This is a genomic window from Kitasatospora cineracea, assembly GCF_003751605.1.
Classification (GTDB): domain Bacteria; phylum Actinomycetota; class Actinomycetes; order Streptomycetales; family Streptomycetaceae; genus Kitasatospora; species Kitasatospora cineracea.
In genome coordinates this window covers 1,485,620-1,502,680 of sequence record NZ_RJVJ01000001.1, presented here as the reverse complement: position 1 = coordinate 1,502,680, position 17,061 = coordinate 1,485,620, and the positions used below count along the sequence as shown (strand labels likewise).

16 protein-coding genes and 1 pseudogene are annotated in these 17,061 nt (G+C 72.8%); 8 read left to right on the top strand and 9 right to left on the bottom strand.

What is annotated here, in order from left to right; genetic code table 11:
• Position 1 precedes the first annotated feature (1 nt).
• The 4 genes and pseudogenes from sigM to trxA all read left to right on the top strand — a co-directional run.
• Positions 2-730, top strand: a pseudogene (gene sigM, locus EDD39_RS06815) (RNA polymerase sigma factor SigM); the annotation flags it as partial.
• Between the two features lie 137 nt (positions 731-867).
• Entirely contained in the window at positions 868-1,794 is a 927-nt protein-coding gene (locus EDD39_RS06810) for a hypothetical protein (RefSeq protein WP_123554010.1), read from the top strand.
• 153 nt (positions 1,795-1,947) lie between these two features.
• On the top strand, positions 1,948-2,919 hold the full coding sequence (gene trxB, locus EDD39_RS06805) for a thioredoxin-disulfide reductase (RefSeq protein WP_123554008.1): 972 nt from the start codon (positions 1,948-1,950) through the stop codon (positions 2,917-2,919).
• Between the two features lie 175 nt (positions 2,920-3,094).
• Entirely contained in the window at positions 3,095-3,421 is a 327-nt protein-coding gene (gene trxA, locus EDD39_RS06800; protein WP_014137010.1) for a thioredoxin, read from the top strand.
• Between the two features lie 211 nt (positions 3,422-3,632).
• On the opposite strand, the gene EDD39_RS06795 is transcribed toward trxA, so the two are convergent.
• From EDD39_RS06795 to rpmH, 9 genes are all read right to left on the bottom strand, one after another.
• A complete protein-coding gene (locus EDD39_RS06795; RefSeq protein ID WP_030457631.1) occupies positions 3,633-4,250 on the bottom strand; it encodes a GNAT family N-acetyltransferase in 618 nt (205 codons plus the stop codon).
• A 118-nt stretch (positions 4,251-4,368) separates the two neighbouring features.
• Entirely contained in the window at positions 4,369-5,421 is a 1,053-nt protein-coding gene (locus EDD39_RS06790) for a ParB/RepB/Spo0J family partition protein (RefSeq protein WP_123554006.1), read from the bottom strand.
• A complete protein-coding gene (locus EDD39_RS06785) occupies positions 5,418-6,383 on the bottom strand; it encodes a ParA family protein (RefSeq protein ID WP_279638434.1) in 966 nt (321 codons plus the stop codon). Before EDD39_RS06785 ends, EDD39_RS06790 begins: the two co-directional genes overlap by 4 nt.
• 278 nt (positions 6,384-6,661) lie before the next feature.
• A complete protein-coding gene (rsmG, locus tag EDD39_RS06780) occupies positions 6,662-7,438 on the bottom strand; it encodes a 16S rRNA (guanine(527)-N(7))-methyltransferase RsmG (RefSeq protein WP_123554002.1) in 777 nt (258 codons plus the stop codon).
• A gap of 139 nt (positions 7,439-7,577) precedes the next feature.
• Entirely contained in the window at positions 7,578-8,099 is a 522-nt protein-coding gene (locus EDD39_RS06775; protein WP_030457635.1) for a Jag family protein, read from the bottom strand.
• 58 nt (positions 8,100-8,157) lie between these two features.
• The gene (gene yidC, locus EDD39_RS06770) at positions 8,158-9,324 is read right to left on the bottom strand and encodes a membrane protein insertase YidC (RefSeq protein ID WP_123554000.1); all 1,167 of its coding nucleotides are present in this window, start codon (positions 9,322-9,324) and stop codon (positions 8,158-8,160) included.
• A 3-nt stretch (positions 9,325-9,327) separates the two neighbouring features.
• Complete coding sequence (gene yidD, locus EDD39_RS06765; protein WP_030457637.1) at positions 9,328-9,642, bottom strand: membrane protein insertion efficiency factor YidD; 315 nt, start codon at positions 9,640-9,642, stop codon at positions 9,328-9,330.
• Positions 9,639-10,067: a ribonuclease P protein component gene (gene rnpA, locus EDD39_RS06760; protein ID WP_123553998.1), complete on the bottom strand. Its 429-nt coding sequence runs from the start codon at positions 10,065-10,067 to the stop codon at positions 9,639-9,641. The genes yidD and rnpA overlap by 4 nt, the downstream gene beginning before the upstream one ends.
• A 19-nt stretch (positions 10,068-10,086) precedes the next feature.
• Positions 10,087-10,224, bottom strand: coding sequence for a 50S ribosomal protein L34 (gene rpmH / locus EDD39_RS06755; RefSeq protein ID WP_030457638.1), 138 nt, complete (start codon positions 10,222-10,224; stop codon positions 10,087-10,089).
• 428 nt (positions 10,225-10,652) lie between these two features.
• Here rpmH and dnaA point away from each other — a divergent pair, with 428 nt between their 5' ends.
• From dnaA to recF, 4 genes are all read left to right on the top strand, one after another.
• Positions 10,653-12,518 carry a chromosomal replication initiator protein DnaA gene (gene dnaA, locus EDD39_RS06750; RefSeq protein WP_123553996.1) on the top strand — a complete coding sequence of 622 codons (1,866 nt, stop codon included), beginning with the start codon at positions 10,653-10,655 and terminating at the stop codon, positions 12,516-12,518.
• 1,203 nt (positions 12,519-13,721) lie between these two features.
• Entirely contained in the window at positions 13,722-14,852 is a 1,131-nt protein-coding gene (gene dnaN, locus EDD39_RS06745; RefSeq protein ID WP_030457640.1) for a DNA polymerase III subunit beta, read from the top strand.
• Positions 14,853-14,996: 144 nt separating this feature from the next.
• Positions 14,997-15,872: a phosphogluconate dehydrogenase (NAD(+)-dependent, decarboxylating) gene (gene gnd, locus EDD39_RS06740; protein ID WP_030457641.1), complete on the top strand. Its 876-nt coding sequence runs from the start codon at positions 14,997-14,999 to the stop codon at positions 15,870-15,872.
• A gap of 36 nt (positions 15,873-15,908) precedes the next feature.
• Positions 15,909-17,045, top strand: a complete 1,137-nt coding sequence (gene recF / locus EDD39_RS06735) for a DNA replication/repair protein RecF (protein WP_123553994.1) — start codon at positions 15,909-15,911, stop codon at positions 17,043-17,045.
• Positions 17,046-17,061: the final 16 nt, after the last annotated feature.

Genomic DNA, 17,061 nt, shown 5'->3' with positions numbered 1-17,061 from the left:
GATGGCCGAGGAGCCCACCGACGCCGAACTGCTCGCCCGGCACACCGCGGGCGACCCGGACGCCTTCGGGCTGCTGGTGCACCGCCACCGGGACCGCCTGTGGGCGGTCGCGGTGCGCACCCTCGGCGACCGCGAGGAGGCCGCCGACGCGCTCCAGGACGCCCTGGTCTCCGCGTTCCGGGCCGCCGCCGGGTTCCAGGGGCGCTCGGCGGTCACCACCTGGCTGCACCGGATCGTGGTCAACGCCTGCCTGGACCGGGCCCGCCGCGGCGCGGTCCGCCGGGCCGAGTCGCTCGACCAGCGGCCGGAGGGCACCGCGGAGCGCGCGCTGGGCACCGCCGAGGGCGCGGAGAGCCACGCGGTGCGGGCCGAGACCCGGCGCGAGGTGGCCGGCGCGCTGGCCGCGCTGCCCGCCGACCAGCGGGCCGCCCTGGTGCTGGTCGACATGCAGGGCTACCCGGTGGCCGAGGCCGCCGAGGTGCTCGGCGTCCCGGTCGGCACCGTGAAGAGCCGCTGCGCCCGCGGCCGGGCCCGCCTGCTGCCGCTGCTGCGCCACCTCGGCCCGGCCGCCGCCGCCCGGGGAGCCGGGCCGGACGACCGCCGTACCGCCGTTCCACGTGGAACCGCCCCCGCGCCCACCGCCGTTCCACGTGGAACGGCCCCGGCGACCGTTCCACGTGAAACCGGGCCGACCGGCCCCGCCGGAGCGGCGGACGCCCGGGGCGCCGGTGTTCCACGTGGAACACCGGCCGGACCGGCGGGCGGCGGCACCGCCCCGCCGGTCCCCCGGGGCGGGAACCCGAACCCGCCCTCCCCCGTCCCATCCACGGATCCCTCGCCCGCGCTGGAAGGAGATGCGACCCCGCGATGACGCCGCACCCGCCTTCCGAGCACCCCGACCTGGACGCCCTCGCCGACCTCGCCGAGGAGCTGCTGCCGCCCGAGCGGGCCGCCGCCCTGCACGCGCACCTGGCCGACTGCCCGTCCTGCGCCGAGGACTTCGCCGCCCTGAGCGGCCTCCCCGAGCTGCTGGCGGACCTCCCCGCCCCCGCGCTCCCGCAGGACGTCGCGGACCGGCTGACGGCCGCCCTGGCCGCCGAATCCGCCGCCCGCACCGAGCGCCACCCCCGGCCCGGCCCCGCCGACCCGGCCCCGACCTCGCCGACCCCGGCCTCGCCCACCGCATCCCGCCGCACCGGCGCACCGCCGTCCGCCCCGGCCGGCTCCCCGGCCGGCGCCACCGGCCCCGGCCGCCCGGCCCGCCGCCGACGCGGCGCCCGGCTGCTGCTCACCACCGCCGCGGTCGCGGTAGTGGCGCTCGCGGTGGGCCTGGGCGGCTCGCTGCTGGACCGGGGCAGCGGCGGGAAGGACAGCTCCACCAGCGCCGCGGCGCCCGCCGACGCGACCGGCCGGCCCTCCGCCGGCGGCTCCCCGGCCCCCGCCACCGCCCCCCACCAGGTCGCCCCGGGCGGCGGCACCGGGGAGGGCGGCCCGGACTTCACCGCCGACCGACTGCCCACCCAGGTCCGGCAGTTGATGGAGGGCAAGTCCCCGCACCAGCTCGGCGCGGCCAGCCCGGACGGCCCGGCCGCGGCCCCGGCCTGCGCGCTGGCCGCCGCCGGGCACCCGGACGAGCAGCCGACCGCCACCGGCCCCGGCCGCTACCAGGGGCGTCCGGTGCTGGCCCTGGTGTTCCGCCCGCCCGGCGGCAGCGGGCCGCTGGACGTCTACCTGGCCACCCCGGACTGCCCCGGATCGACGATCCTGCTGCACAGCACCGTCCCCGCCCCCTGATTCCTCGTCGGCCCGGCCCCACCGCGCCCGGAGTGCGGGCGGTGGGTGCGGTCGGGCCTGGGAATGCGGGAGACTGGTGAGTCGTTGTCCGGGGCGGCGGAGCAGACCGCCCTCCCCCGCGCGAGCGGGACGCCAGGCGAACCAGGAGATGCAGTGAGCGACGTCGTCCGAAACGTGATCGTCATCGGTTCCGGCCCGTCCGGATACACCGCCGGGCTGTACACCGCGCGTGCCTCCCTCCAGCCGCTGGTGTTCGAGGGCGCGGTCACGGCCGGCGGCGCGCTGATGAACACCACCGAGGTGGAGAACTTCCCGGGCTACCGGGACGGCATCATGGGCCCCGAGCTGATGGACAACATGCGCGCCCAGGCCGAGCGCTTCGGCGCCGAGCTGGTGCCGGACGACGTCGTCGCGGTCGACCTGACGGGCGAGATCAAGACCGTCACCGACTCCGAGGGCACCGTGCACCGCGCCCGCGCCGTGATCGTCGCCACCGGCTCGCAGCACCGCAAGCTCGGCCTCCCGAACGAGGACAAGCTCTCCGGCCGCGGCGTCTCCTGGTGCGCGACCTGCGACGGCTTCTTCTTCCGCGACCAGGACATCGCGGTGGTCGGCGGCGGCGACACCGCCCTCGAGGAGGCCACCTTCCTGTCCCGCTTCGCCCGCAGCGTCACGGTGATCCACCGGCGGAACTCGCTGCGCGCCTCCAAGGCGATGCAGGAGCGCGCCTTCGCCGACCCGAAGATCACCTTCGCCTGGGACAGCGCGGTCGAGGAGATCCACGGAGACCCGAAGCTCTCCGGTCTGACCCTGCGCGACACCAACACCGGAGACCTGCGCGAGCTGCCCGTCACCGGCCTGTTCATCGCCATCGGCCACGACCCGCGCACCGAGCTGTTCAAGGGCCAGCTGGAGCTGGACGCCGAGGGCTACCTCAAGGTCGACGCCCCCTCCACCCGCACCAACCTGCCCGGCGTCTTCGCCGCCGGCGACGTGGTGGACCACACCTACCGCCAGGCCATCACCGCGGCCGGCACCGGCTGCTCCGCCGCGCTGGACGCCGAGCGCTACCTGGCCGCGCTGGCCGACGCGGACGAGGCCCCGGCCACCGTCCTCGCGGTCTGACACCCCTCCGCAGCACCACCCGGCCGCACTCACCACACACCCGCGGCCCCCGCAGCACCCGGCGGAACGGGTGGGCCTGACACCGCGTCAGGCCCGCCCGGGCGGGAGCAGAAACAGATCCGCCCCCGCCGTTGTTATCACCGACGCACCTCTCCTCCGACCCCAAGGAGTTCCCGTGGCCGGCGCCACCAAGGAAGTAACCGACGCCACCTTCGACGCCGAGGTCCTCAAGAGCGACAAGCCCGTCCTCGTCGACTTCTGGGCCACCTGGTGCGGCCCGTGCCGCCAGGTCGCCCCGGTCCTGGAGGACATCGCGGCCGAGCACGGCGACAAGCTGACCGTCGTCAAGCTCGACGTGGACGCGAACCAGGAGACCGCCGCGGCGTACAACGTGATCTCCATCCCGACGCTCAACGTCTACAAGGGCGGCGAGCTGGTGAAGACCATCACCGGTGCCCGTCCGAAGGCCGCGCTGCTGCGCGAGCTGGCCGAGTACCTGTAGGCCCCACCGTCGCCGAGGCGGCCCTGGCGGAGACCTCCGTCCGGGCCGCCTCGGCGTTTTCCGGGCCGGCCGAGGCTTCGTCAGGAAGCCCCGAGAGCCGGGCCGCCCGCCGCCCGTCCTCGCCCCCGCTCCTCCGGAGGCTTCTCCCAGAAGCCCTGAGCGCGGCGGCGGCCGCCCGCGGACGGCCGCCCCGGAGCGGAGAACGGCTCCCTCAGAACGGCCGCAGCGCCGGTTCCTTCCGCCGCCCGCCCAGCAGCCGCTCCAGCGCGCCCTCCACGTCCCCCTTCCAGGACAGCGTGGTGCGCGCCTCCAACCGCAGCCGCGGGTACCGGTGGTGCGGCCGAACGGTCTTGAAGCCCACCGCCAGCAGGTGGTCGGCCGGCAGCACGCAGCTCGGCACCTCCCGCCCCTGCGCGCCGAACGCCTCGATCGCCCGGAAGCCGCGCCGGATCAGGTCCTTGGCCACCGACTGCACCAGCACCCGCCCCAGTCCCTGCCCCTGGAACTCCGGCAGCACCCGGGAGACCATCAGCTGCACCGCGTCCGGCGAGATCGGGCTGGTCGGGAAGGACTGCCCGCGCGGCACGTACGCGGGCGGGGCGTAGAGCACGAACCCGGCCGGGCGGTCGTCCACGTAGGCGACCCGCCCGCAGGAGCCCCACTCCAGCAGCACGGCGGAGATCCAGCCCTCCTTCTCCAACTCCCCCTTGCCGGCGTCCTGCGCGTCCCGCCCGCTGACCGGGTCGAGCTCCCAGAAGACGCAGGAGCGGCAGGGGTCCGGCAGATCCGAGAGGTTGTCCAGCGTCAGCGGAACGACCCTTCGTCCCACGCCCGCACCTCCTCCTCCAGGCCGAAACGGTCCAGACCCCAGTCTGCTCCGGACAGCGCAACGGGTGCACGTTTCACGTGAAACATGCACCCGTGGTTCGCCGTTCGGGGCGGCCGGGTCAGGCCAGCGGCAGGCCCCGCTCGCCCGGGGCCAGGCTGTCCAGGATCCGGTTCAGGTCCTCGACCGAACCGAACTCCAGTACCACCTTGCCCCGGCCGAACTTGCCGCCGTTCTGGGCGACCTCGACCTTGACCCGGGTCTCGAAGCGATCCGACAGCCGCCCGGCCAGCTCGTCGAAGGCCGGGGTGGGCAGCGGCTCGGCGCGCGGGGCCCGCTTCTTCGGCTCGATGCCCGCCAGCAGCTTGGCGATCTCCTCGGTGGCCCGCACCGTCAGGTGCTCGGCCACCACCCGGGTGGCCAGCTTCTCCTGCCGCTCGGCGTCCGGCACCATCAGGATCGCCTTGGCGTGCCCGGCGGTGACCTCCCCGGCCGCCACCTTCAGCTGCACCGACACCGGCAGCTTCATCAGCCGCAGCGTGTTGGAGACGTGCGGCCGGGACTTGCCCACCCGGTCGGCCAACTCGTCGTGCGTGCAGCCGAAGTCGCGCAGCAGCTGGTCGTAGGCGGCCGCCTCCTCCAGCGCGTTCAGCTCGGCGCGGTGCAGGTTCTCCAGCAGCGCGTCCAGCAGCAGCTTGTCGTCCTCGGTGGCCCGGACGATCGCCGGGATGGCGTCCAGCCCGGCGAGCCGGGAGGCCCGCCAGCGGCGCTCGCCCATGATCAGCTCGTAGCGCTCCGGCCCGGTCTGACGCACCACCACGGGCTGGAGCAGGCCGACCTCCTTGATCGAGGAGACCAGCTCGGCGAGCTTCTCCTCGTCGAACACCTCCCGCGGCTGGCGCGGGTTGGGGCTGATCGACTCCAGCGGCAGCTCGGCGAACCGGGCGCCGTCCACCGGGGCGAGCGCCGCCTCCAGGACGCTGCGGCGCTGGTCGCCGGCCAGCTCCCGCAGGCTCTCCGCGGCGGCCTTGGCGGCCACCGTGCCGCGGTCGGTCGGCACCACCGGCACCGCCGCGACCGGCACCGCCTCGGCCGGGGCTCCCCCGGCGGTCGGCTGGGTCGCCGGGATCAGCGCTCCCAGACCCCTGCCCAGACCCCTGCGCGTGCCACTCACCGATTGCCCTCCATCGAACTGTGCTGTGCCGTCGGCGCGGACGTCTCCCCGCCGCTCTGCGGCGGAACGACCGCCGCACCCGCCCGGTGCCGCCCGACCGTCGTCTTGGCGACCTCGGCCCGCAGCGCCAGCTCGCGGGCCGCCTCCAGGTAGGAGAGCGCGCCGGTGGAGCCGGGGTCGTAGGACAGGACGGTCTGCCCGTAGCTGGGAGCCTCGGAGATGCGCACCGACCGCGGGATGGCGGTGGCCAGCACCTCCTTCTCGAAGTGCGTCCGCACCTCCTCGGCGACCTGCGCGGCCAGCCTGGTCCGGGCGTCGTACATGGTGAGCAGGATCGTCGACACGTGCAGCGACGGGTTCAGGTGCGCCCGCACCAGCTCCACGTTGCGCAGCAGCTGGCCGAGGCCCTCCAGCGCGTAGTACTCGCACTGGATCGGGATCAGCACCTCCTGGCCGGCCACCATCGCGTTGACGGTCAGCAGCCCCAGCGAGGGCGGGCAGTCGATCAGCACGTAGTCCAGCGGCTGCTCGTACGCGGCGATGGCGCGCTGCAGCCGGCTCTCCCGGGCGACCAGCGAGACCAGCTCGATCTCGGCGCCCGCCAGGTCGATGGTGGCCGGGCAGCAGAACAGCCCCTCCACGTCGACCACCGGCTGCACCACGTCGGCCAGCGGCTTGCCCTCGACCAGCACGTCGTAGATCGACGGCACCTCGGCGTGGTGGTCGATGCCGAGCGCGGTCGAGGCGTTGCCCTGCGGGTCGAGGTCGATGACCAGCACCCGCAGCCCGTGCATGGCCAGCCCGGCGGCCAGGTTGACGGTGGTGGTGGTCTTGCCCACCCCGCCCTTCTGGTTGGCGACCACCATCACCCGGGTCGCGGCGGGCCGGGGCAGCGCCTCCCCGGCCTGCCCGGCGACCGGGACGGCGGTGTGCGCGGCCCCTGCGACGGGGGTGTCATCCACCTGATCGACGATCTCCGACTCCTGCATGGGGGTCAGTGTTTCACGTGAAACCGGAGCCGCGACAGTCACCTCGGGGTGACGGTCTGGCGTCCGATTGAGTCCTTGGTCAAGTACGCCGGAGAGCAGGAAGCGACGTTTCACGTGAAACACGATGCCCGGAATGCCGGAATCCACCGGCCCGACACTCCGGGCCCGCGCCGAACGAAACGGGGCGGGCGGCCTCCCGGCCACCCGCCCCGAACACCAGTTCCGGAACCGGACTCACGTCCACTCCGGGCTCAGCGCCGCCCGCGACTCCCGCCCCGCCGGCCCGCGCCCTCGCCGCCCTTGCCGCCACGTCCCGCCCGGGCCGCCCTGGCCCGGCGGGTGGCCGCTTTGACGCCGCCGGGGCTCTCCCCCGCCTCCACCCGGACCACCCGGGTCGGGGTCACCAGCACGCCCTCGCCGACGCCGATCACCGACCACTTCACCGCGCCGAGCCGGGTCAGCGCCGCCCGCGACTCCACCAGCTCCTGCTCGGCGGTGTCGCCCTTGAGCGCCAGCATCTGCCCGTACGGGCGCAGCAGCGGCATGCCCCAGCCGGCCAGCCGGTCCAGCGGCGCGACCGCCCGGGCGGTCACCACGTCCACCCCCAGCTTGCCGACCATCTCCTCGGCCCGGCCGCGCAGCACCGTGACGTTCTCCAGGCCGAGTTCGCGCACCACCTCCTCCAGGAAGGTGGTGCGCCGCAGCAGCGGCTCCAGCAGGGTCACCGACACGTCCGGCCGGGCCAGCGCCACCGGGATGCCCGGCAGCCCGGCGCCCGAACCGACGTCGCACAGCGAGACCTCGGCGGGCAGCAGCTCGGCCAGCACCGCGCAGTTGAGCACGTGCCGGTCCCACAGCCGGGGCACCTCGCGCGGGCCGATCAGCCCGCGCTGCACCCCCGCGGTCGCCAGCAGCTCGGTGTAGCGCACGGCCAGCGGCAGCCGATCGCCGAAGATCCGCCCCGCCGCCTCCGGCGCCTGCCCCGGCCCCTCCAGCGGCGCCTCGGGCTCCGTGCCGTCCCTGTCCATCTCTGCCTCTCCGCTCACCGTCGAATCCACCCGCCGTACCAGCACTGTTCCACGTGAAACGCCACTCCGCCGCAGAGCCGACGACCCCGCCCGCGCGAGGCGGGCGGGGTCGGACGCCGGAACGGCAGCACCACCGGCGTCAAGCCGGCAGCACGACCACGCAGCGCTGGGGCTCCTCGCCCTCCGACTCGCTGCGCAGCCCCGCGGCGGCCACCGCGTCGTGCACCACCTTGCGCTCGAACGGGGTCATCGGCCGCAGCTTGACCTGCTCGCCGGTGCTCCTGACCCGCTCGGAGGCCTCCGCGCCCAGCTCCGCGAGCTCGGCCCGCTTGCGCGCCCGGAAGCCCGCGACGTCCAGCATCAGGCGGCTGCGCTCCCCGGTCTCCCGGTGCACGGCCAGTCGGGTCAGCTCCTGGAGCGCCTCCAGCACCTCGCCGTCCTGGCCCACCAGCCGCTGCAGCGCCCGGTCGTCGCCCTCGCCGACGATGGAGACCAGCGCCCGGTCCCCCTCGACGTCCATGTCGATGTCGCCGTCCAGGTCCGCGATGTCCAGCAGACCCTCCAGGTAGTCGGCAGCGATGTCACCCTCGTGCTCCAGACGCGAGAGGACGCTCTCACCGGCCGGCGCGGTGTCGACGGCGGAGGTGGTGCCATCCGTCACAGGTGGACTCCTTCGGAAACGAGGCCCTCGGGTGGGGCCGAGAACGAGGGTGGGGGACTTACTTCTTCTTCGGCCGCTGGCCGCCCTGGCCACCGCGCCGCGGCTGCTGGCGCTGGCCCTGGCCCGGCTGGGCCCCCGGCTTCGCCCCGCCCGCCTTCGGACCGGACTTCCCCGCCGACGCGGCCCCGGCCGGCGTGGCCTCCGCCTGGTCCGTCGTGGCGTCCGCCGCGTCCGCGTGCTCCGCGGAGTGCGCCTGGTGGGCCCCGGTCGCCTGCCGCTGCGCCTTGCTCTGCTTGCGCGGCTGCTGCCGGCGCACCTGCACGCTCTCCTCGACCGCCGCCTGGGCGTCGGCCGCCGCGCCCTTGGAGCCGCCCTTGAGCATGGCCGCCAGGCCGCCCTTCTGGATCGAACCGTCCGGGTTGATCCGGCCCTGCTTCTTCAGCCGGACCTGGCGCTCGTCCCACGCCTTGCTGCCCGGCGTCGGGTTGTTGCGGATGACGACCAGCTGCTGGCCCATCGACCAGACGTTGGTGGTCAGCCAGTAGACCAGCACACCGACCGGGAAGTTGATGCCCATCACGGCGAACATCACCGGGAAGACGTACATCAGCATCTTCTGCTGCTGCATGAACGGCGTCTTGACCGACAGGTCGACGTTCTTGGTCATCAGCTGGCGCTGGGTGATGAACTGCGACAGCGACATCAGCACGATCATGACCGCGCAGACGATCTGGATGTGGATGCTGTCCGCGCCGACGAACTTGGCCGACAGCGGGGCACCGAAGATGTGCGCCTGCTTGGCGCTGTCCAGCAGCGGCTTGTCGATGACGCCGATCGTCTTGTCGTTGGCGATCGAGGCGAGCACGCCGTAGAGGGCGGTGAAGAACGGCGCCTGCACGAGGATCGGAAGGCACGAGGAGAACGGGTTGGTGCCCGCCTCCTTGTACAGCTTCATCATCTCTTCGGACTGGCGCTGCTTGTCGTTCTTGTAGCGCTCCTGGATGGCCTTCATCTTCGGCTGGATCGCCTGCATGGCCCGGGTCGACTTGATCTGCTTCACGAAGAGCGGGATCAGGCAGATCCGGATGACGACCACCATCATCACGATGGACAGACCCCACGCCAGGCCACCGTCGGGGTCGAAGACGTGGCTGAACAGCGAGTGGAACTGGACGATGATCCAGGACACCGCTGTGTAGAGGGGACTCAGAAAACCGAAGGTCACCGGTCAGACTCCTTGGGCATCGGGCTTCGCCACCGGCTCCGGCTCGGCGGTCCCGCTCGTGGGGTTCAGCAGATTGCGCAGCCGGCGGTGCCACACCGGGTGCTTTCGCGGCGGAACATGGTCGACCCCACCGGGAGACCAAGGATTGCAGCGCAGGATGCGCCAGACGGTCAGCCAACCGCCCTTGATCGCGCCGTGGACGCGCACCGCCTCGTACCCGTAGCGGGAGCACGAGGGGTAATAACGGCACACCGGACCGAGCAGCGGACTGATCGTCCACTGGTAGAGCCTGATCAGGCCCATCAGCAGGTACTTCATCGCCCTGTTCCCGTCGGGGCACTGCCGGTCGGTTCCGACCTGAGCAGGCGGCGCAGGGCCGCGTCCAGGTCGTGCTCGAGGTCCGGGTACGGGGCCGTCGCCGCAGCCGGCAGCGCCCGTACCACTATCAGGCTACCTGCGGGCAACCGGGACAGGCGTTCGCGGACCAGGTGACGCAGACGACGCTTGACCGCGTTGCGGACCACGGCCGGCCCCACGGCCTTGCTCACGACGAAACCCGCACGCGCCGAAGGAAGCCCCTCGGCGACGTGCGGGTGGAAGTCGCTGTTCCGGTCGGCTCCTCCGTCGGGCGCCGCCTCTCTGTGGAGGTGGACCACCAGCAGGGGCCGACCGGCACGCCGACCGCGTTTCACCGCGGTCGTGAAGTCCTGGCGCCGCCGCAGCCGATTCTCGGTGGGCAGCACTGCAGACCCTCTGCGCGGATCAGGCGGACAGGGCGCTGCGGCCCTTGGCGCGGCGGTTCGCCAGGATGGCGCGGCCGGCACGGGTACGCATGCGCAGCCGGAAGCCGTGGGTCTTGGCGCGACGACGGTTGTTCGGCTGGAAGGTGCGCTTGCTCACTCGGGGGCTCCTGGGGTGAATCGTAGGATGACGGGCGGTCGCTTGGCCGTCACCGTGCGTCCGCGCGATCTCCCCTTGCACTTGGGAAATCCGGTCCCGGGCCCAGATCTGCTGGGCTGAGGAACACCACGGCGCCCGTGCTGCGCGCGTCATGGAAGCGGGCGGACCCGCGGACATGCGGCAGCGGCCATCGACAACTCGACCTGGTTACGGTACGCGGGAGCGGGTCCGAGGGTCAAACCAGGTGGCCGCCACGCCGTTGCCCACAGCCTGTGGACAGAAACTTGAATCAGCTCTGCGCGCTGACTACCGTTGCAGGACTTGTCTCTTTTGTTCTGTGCCCGCGGCCGCTCCGCCGCCGCGCCACCCGAACCCCTCCTTGACCTTGCCTGGCTGCCCCTGCTCGGGGAACGAGAAAGCGTGTACCAGTGGCTGATGTCAACAGCGATCTCGTCCTGATGTGGTCGAGGGTCGTCGAGCGACTGGTCAGCGACAGCGATGTCGTGGAGAAGGACAAGAACTGGGTGCGCCGCACCCAGCCGATGTGGATGATGCATGACACCGCCCTGCTCGCGGCGCCCAACGAGTTCGCCAAGCAGGTGCTGGAGGGCCGGCTGCTGCCGCAGCTGACCGACGCCATCTCGCAGGAGTTCGGCCGGCAGGTCCGGATCGCGGTGATGGTGGACGCCAACGCCGCCCCGGCCGGCGAGCCGGACCCGGAACCGGAGCTCGACCCCGAGCCCGTCCCGGAGTGGCCGCACCCGCGCCCCGAGCAGTCCTACCCGGCGCACGCCGAGCAGCCCTACCCCGTCCGGAACGAGCAGCCGTACCCGGGCGGGCCCGGCTACCCGCAGCCCGGGCCGCCGCCCGGGAGCTGGCCGGGCCGGGGCGGGGACGACTACCAGCGCTCGCCGTACCCGTCGGGCTACCCGGCGGCCGAGCCCTACCGGACGCCCGCCCAGGCCCCGTACCGCGACCACCAGCCCGGTGCGGAGGCCGGTGGCTGGGGGGAGCCCGCCCCGATGCCCGAGCGGCGGCCGGACCCGGCCCCGCGGCGCTCGCACCGGCCCGGGCCGGACTCCGCGCAGGGCGACCTGTTCGGCGGGGCGCTCGGCTCCCCGGACGAGGACCGGCCGCGCCAGGGCGGCTCCCGCCGCGGCGCCCGGCCCGCCGCCCCGTCCCACGCCCCGGTCGAGCGCGCCCCCGGTGTCCCGGCCCCGCCCGGCGCTCCCCCGGCCGGCGGCTCGCGCAAGGACGAGCCGAACGCCCGGCTGAACCCCAAGTACCTGTTCGACACCTTCGTGATCGGCGCCTCCAACCGCTTCGCGCACGCCGCGGCGGTGGCGGTGGCCGAGGCGCCGGCCAAGGCGTACAACCCGCTCTTCGTCTACGGCGAGTCCGGGCTCGGCAAGACCCACCTGCTGCACGCCATCGGGCACTACTCGCGCAGCCTGTTCCCGGGCACCCGGGTGCGGTACGTGAGCTCGGAGGAGTTCACCAACGAGTTCATCAACTCGATCCGGGACGGCAAGGCTGACGCGTTCCGCAAGCGCTACCGGGACATCGACATCCTGCTGGTCGACGACATCCAGTTCCTGGCCAGCAAGGAGTCGACGCAGGAGGAGTTCTTCCACACCTTCAACACCCTGCACAACGCGAACAAGCAGATCGTCCTCTCGTCGGACCGGCCGCCCAAGCAGCTGATCACCCTGGAGGACCGGCTCCGCAACCGCTTCGAGTGGGGTCTGATCACCGACGTCACCCCGCCGGAGCTGGAGACCCGGATCGCCATCCTGCGCAAGAAGGCGATCCAGGAGCAGCTGAACGCCCCGGCCGACGTGCTGGAGTTCATCGCCTCCCGGATCACCCGGAACATCCGGGAGCTGGAGGGCGCGCTGATCCGGGTCACCGCCTTCGCCAACCTGAACCGGGCCCCGGTCGACCTGGAGCTGGCCGGCATCGTCCTGAAGGACCTGATCCCGGGCGGGGACGAGGACGCCGGGCCGGAGATCACCGCGCAGGTGATCATGCAGCAGACCGCCGCGTACTTCGGGCTGGGCGTGGAGGACCTGTGCGGATCCTCCCGCAGCCGGGTGCTGGTGACGGCCCGTCAGATCGCCATGTACCTGTGCCGGGAGCTGACCGACCTGTCGCTGCCGAAGATCGGCGCCCAGTTCGGCGGCCGGGACCACACCACGGTGATGCACGCGGACCGCAAGATCCGCTCGCTGATGGCCGAGCGCCGGTCCATCTACAACCAGGTCACCGAGTTGACCAACCGCATCAAGAGCTAGCTAACAAAAGCCGGACGCCGCCGGGAGCAACTGCACCGGGGTCGGCACGGCAGCTCAAAAGCCTTGAGCAGCAAGGCAGTTGACGCATCACAGGGGAGTCGGACCGAGGCGGTCCGACTCCCCTTCCGCATGCCTCGGGCGTTACCCGGACGAGTGGTGCGGCTGCGACGCGGAGCACTCGTCCGGGTGCCCGGGACGGGCTTCGGCGGACTGCCGCGGGGGGCCTGTAGTAGAGGGCCGCCGGTCGAACGAGGGACGGGCCGACGGGTGGCCGGATCCGTTCGGTCCGGGCCGGCCGGGCGGCCCGCGGGGGTGTGGACCGGCCTCCGACGGGGCAGGAATCCGCGGAACGGCGCCTTCTCCGGCCCCGCCGCCGCACCGAACGTCTGCGCAGCCAATCGAACGGTTCGGGTCCGCACTCCGGTTGTCCACAGGAACGGGTGGGTTTTCCCCGTCCACAGGGTGCACGGGCCCCGGTTATCCAGAGGTTCCTCCACAGCCCGATCGGGGCTACGCTCTTCCGCGCAGGTCAACCCCCTGTGGACTTGTGCACAACAGTTATCCACAGCCTGTGGAGAACTGAGGGCCCGTCAGCACGTCCACAGAGTTATCCACCGGCTGTCCACAGGAATGGGTGGGTTATCCCCAGGTTTTCCACAGCTGTGTCCACAGTTCGGCAACATCAACTTCCCCGTCACCCCTGCGTGTGAAAGGCGTCACGCGAAGTTGATCCGGGCCGGTGGATAACTCCCCCGTTTTCTGTGGAAACAGCTGTGGATAACCTGTGGATACTCAGCGTGCCCTGTGGATTACTCTCCGCTGTCCACAGGAGGGCCTGGTTGTCCACAGCCGCCGTCCACAGGACCTGTGGACAAAATACGGCCTCTGACCTGCGGAAACGGGGTTATCCACGGTATCCACAGGCCCTACTACTACTGCTACACATAGAGAGCTCGGAGCATGATCAACAGTGGGGGTGGCCCGAATCTGTGGACAACCGGGCCCCGACATTTGTTCGGTCCGCTTGTGCCCATCTGCCCCGGCTGTCAGCCGAGTACGTCAGACTGTCCTTCGGCAACCGGAAGCAGGACGGGGCGGAGCTGATCCGCCCGGCCGGTCGCCCGACGAGGATCAGACGATCGACAGCACGGATCGGCGGTACCGGCCGACCGTGCGGCGACAGCAGCCAGGAGGCGGTTACCGGTGAAGTTCCGGGTGGAGCGTGATGTCCTCGCGGAGGCGGTGGCCTGGGCTGCCCGCAGCCTCCCCGCGCGGCCGCCGGTGCCGGTGCTGGCCGGCCTGCTGCTGACCGCGCAGGAGGGCACCCTGGCGCTGTCCGGGTTCGACTACGAGGTGTCGGCCCGGGTCGAGCTGGAGGCGGACGTCGAGGAGGCCGGCACCGTCCTGGTCTCCGGCCGCCTGCTGAACGACATCTCGCGCAACCTGCCGAACCGCCCGGTGGAGATCTCCACCGACGGCGCCCGGGTCAGCGTGGTCTGCGGCACCTCCCGCTTCACGCTGCCGACCCTCCCGGTCGACGAGTACCCGGCGCTGCCGCAGATGCCGACCGCCACCGGCACCGTCCCGGGCGACGTATTCGCCTCGGCGGTCAGCCAGGCCGCGGTCGCCGCCGGCCGCGACGACACCCTGCCGGTGCTCACCGGCGTCCGGGTCGAGATCAACGGCAGCGGGATCACGCTGGCCGCCACCGACCGGTACCGCTTCGCCGTCCGCGAGCTGCTCTGGAAGCCCGAGCAGGACGACATCAACGCGGTCGCGCTGGTCCCCGCCAAGACCCTGCAGGACATCGCCAAGTCCCTGGGCAGCGGCGACCAGGTCACCATCGCGCTCTCCACCGGCGGCGCCGGCGAGGGCCTGATCGGCTTCGAGGGCGCCGGCCGGCGGACCACCACCCGCCTGCTGGAGGGCGAGTTCCCCAAGTTCCGGTCGATCTTCCCGACCGAGTTCTCGGCGGTCGCCGCGGTGCAGACCCAGCCCTTCCTGGAGGCGCTCAAGCGCGTCTCGCTGGTGGCCGAGCGCAACACCCCGGTCCGGCTGAACTTCGAGCAGGGCGTGCTCACCCTGGAGGCCGGCTCCGGCGACGACGCCCAGGCCACCGAGCGGATCGACGCCGACCTCGAGGGCGACGACATCTCGATCGCCTTCAACCCCGGCTACCTGGAGGAGGGGCTCAAGGCGATCGACGCCGGCTACGCGCAGCTGAGCTTCACCACCCCGACCAAGCCGGCCCTGCTCACCGGCAAGCCCGCGGTCGACGCGGAGCCGGACGAGGCCTACCAGTACCTGATCATGCCGGTCCGCCTCTCCGGCTGACCGGGCACCGACCACCAGGGGCGCGAGGGGCGAGCAGCCTCCGCGCCCCTGTGGCTGCCCGGCGAGCCCTCGGCGTCGGCGTAGGCTCAGTGGGTGCGGCAACGGCGCCGCCATCAGGCACGACACCACAGTGAAGGACTTGTCATGGAGCTCGGCCTCATCGGTCTCGGCAAGATGGGCGGCAACATGCGCGAGCGCATCCGCCGCGCCGGCCACACCGTCATCGGCTACGACCGCAACCCGGACCTCGCCGACGTCGACAGCGTCGAGCAGCTGGTCGCCAAGCTGGAGGCCCCCCGCGTGGTGTGGGTGATGGTCCCGGCCGGCGGCCCGACCCAGGAGACCGTCGAGCACCTGGCCGAGCTGCTGGCCCCCGGCGACGTGGTGGTCGACGGCGGCAACTCCCGCTGGACCGACGACGTCAAGCACGCCGAGCTGCTCGCCGAGAAGGGCATCGGCTTCGTCGACTGCGGCGTCTCCGGCGGCGTCTGGGGCCTGGAGAACGGCTACGCGCTGATGTACGGCGGCGACGCCGCGCACGTGGCCAAGGTGCAGCCGGTCTTCGACGCGCTCAAGCCCGAGGGCGACTTCGGCTCGGTGCACGCCGGCAAGGTCGGCGCCGGCCACTTCGCCAAGATGGTCCACAACGGCATCGAGTACGCCATGATGCAGGCCTTCGCCGAGGGCTGGGAGCTGCTGGAGGCCGCCCCCGAGGTCACCGACGTGCGCGAGGTCTTCCGCAGCTGGCAGGAGGGCACCGTGATCCGCTCCTGGCTGCTCGACCTGGCCGTCCGGGCGCTGGACGACGACGAGCACCTGGCCAAGCTCAAGGGCTGGGCCGCCGACTCCGGCGAGGGCCGCTGGACGGTCGAGGCCGCCATCGACCACGCGGTGCCGCTGCCCGCGATCACCGCCTCGCTGTTCGCCCGGTTCGCCTCCCGCCAGGACGACTCCCCGCAGATGAAGATGATCGCCGCGCTGCGCAACCAGTTCGGCGGCCACGCGGTCGAGTCCAAGTAAGCAGCTCCGGACAGAAGGCGAGCGCAGTCCACCGTCATGCACGTCGCGCACCTGTCGCTCGCCGACTTCCGTTCCTACGCCCGGGTCGAGGTTCCGCTCGACCCGGGCGTCACCGCGTTCGTCGGGCCCAACGGGCAGGGCAAGACCAACCTGGTCGAGGCGATCGGCTACGTCGCCACCCTGGGCAGCCACCGGGTGGCCACCGACGCCCCGCTGATCCGGCTCGGCGCCGAGCGGGCGGTGATCCGGGCCAGCGTGGTCGCCCAGGGCGGCCGCACCACCCTGGTCGAGCTGGAGCTGACCGCGGGCAAGGCCAACCGGGCCCGGCTGAACCGCTCCGACAACGTCCGCCCGCGCGACGTGCTGGGCGTGCTGCGCACCGTGCTGTTCGCTCCCGAGGACCTCGCCCTGGTCAAGGGCGACCCGGGCGAGCGCCGGCGCTTCCTGGACGAGCTGCTGACCGCCCGGGCCCCCCGGCTGGCCGGGGTGCGCTCCGACTACGAGCGGGTGCTCAAGCAGCGCAACGCCCTGCTGAGGACCGCCGCGATGGCCCGCCGGGCCGGCGGCGGCAAGTCCGCCGACCTGGCCACCCTGGAGGTCTGGGACGGCCACCTGGCCCGCGCCGGAGCGGAGTTGACGGCCTTTCGGATCCAGCTGGTGGCCGCGCTGCAGCCGCTGGTCGCCGAGGCATACCGGCAGCTCGCCCCCGGCGCCGGCGACACCGTGCTGGAGTACCGCTCCTCCTTCGAGGGCGAGCTCCCCACCAGCCGCGAGCAGGCCGAGCAGCAGCTGCTGGACGCCCTGCGGGCGACGCGCAGGCAGGAGGTCGAGCGCGGCCTGACCCTGGTCGGCCCGCACCGCGACGAACTGCTGCTGCGGCTCGGCCCGCTGCCCGCCAAGGGCTACGCCAGCCACGGCGAGTCCTGGTCCTACGCGCTGGCGCTGCGGCTGGCCTCGTACGAGCTGCTGCGCTCCGAGGGCGGCGAGCCGGTGCTGGTGCTGGACGACGTGTTCGCCGAGCTCGACGCCCGGCGCCGGGACCGGCTGGCCGAGCTGGTGGCCGGCGGCGAGCAGGTGCTGGTCACCGCCGCCGTCGCCGAGGACGTGCCGAAGGCGCTGCAGGGTGCCCGGTACGGCGTCTCGGACGGCACGGTGGACCGGCTGACCCCGTGAGCCCCCGGCGGCCGCG

Bases quoted from the DNA above. Each gene is read 5' to 3' on its own strand.
- gnd (WP_030457641.1), top strand. From the start codon at position 14,997: ATGGAGCTCGGCCTCATCGGTCTCGGCAAGATGGGCGGCAACATGCGC.
- recF (WP_123553994.1), top strand. From the start codon at position 15,909: ATGCACGTCGCGCACCTGTCGCTCGCCGACTTCCGTTCCTACGCCCGG.
- yidD (WP_030457637.1), bottom strand. From the start codon at position 9,642: ATGAAGTACCTGCTGATGGGCCTGATCAGGCTCTACCAGTGGACGATC.
- EDD39_RS06810 (WP_123554010.1), top strand. From the start codon at position 868: ATGACGCCGCACCCGCCTTCCGAGCACCCCGACCTGGACGCCCTCGCC.
- rsmG (WP_123554002.1), bottom strand. From the start codon at position 7,438: ATGGACAGGGACGGCACGGAGCCCGAGGCGCCGCTGGAGGGGCCGGGG.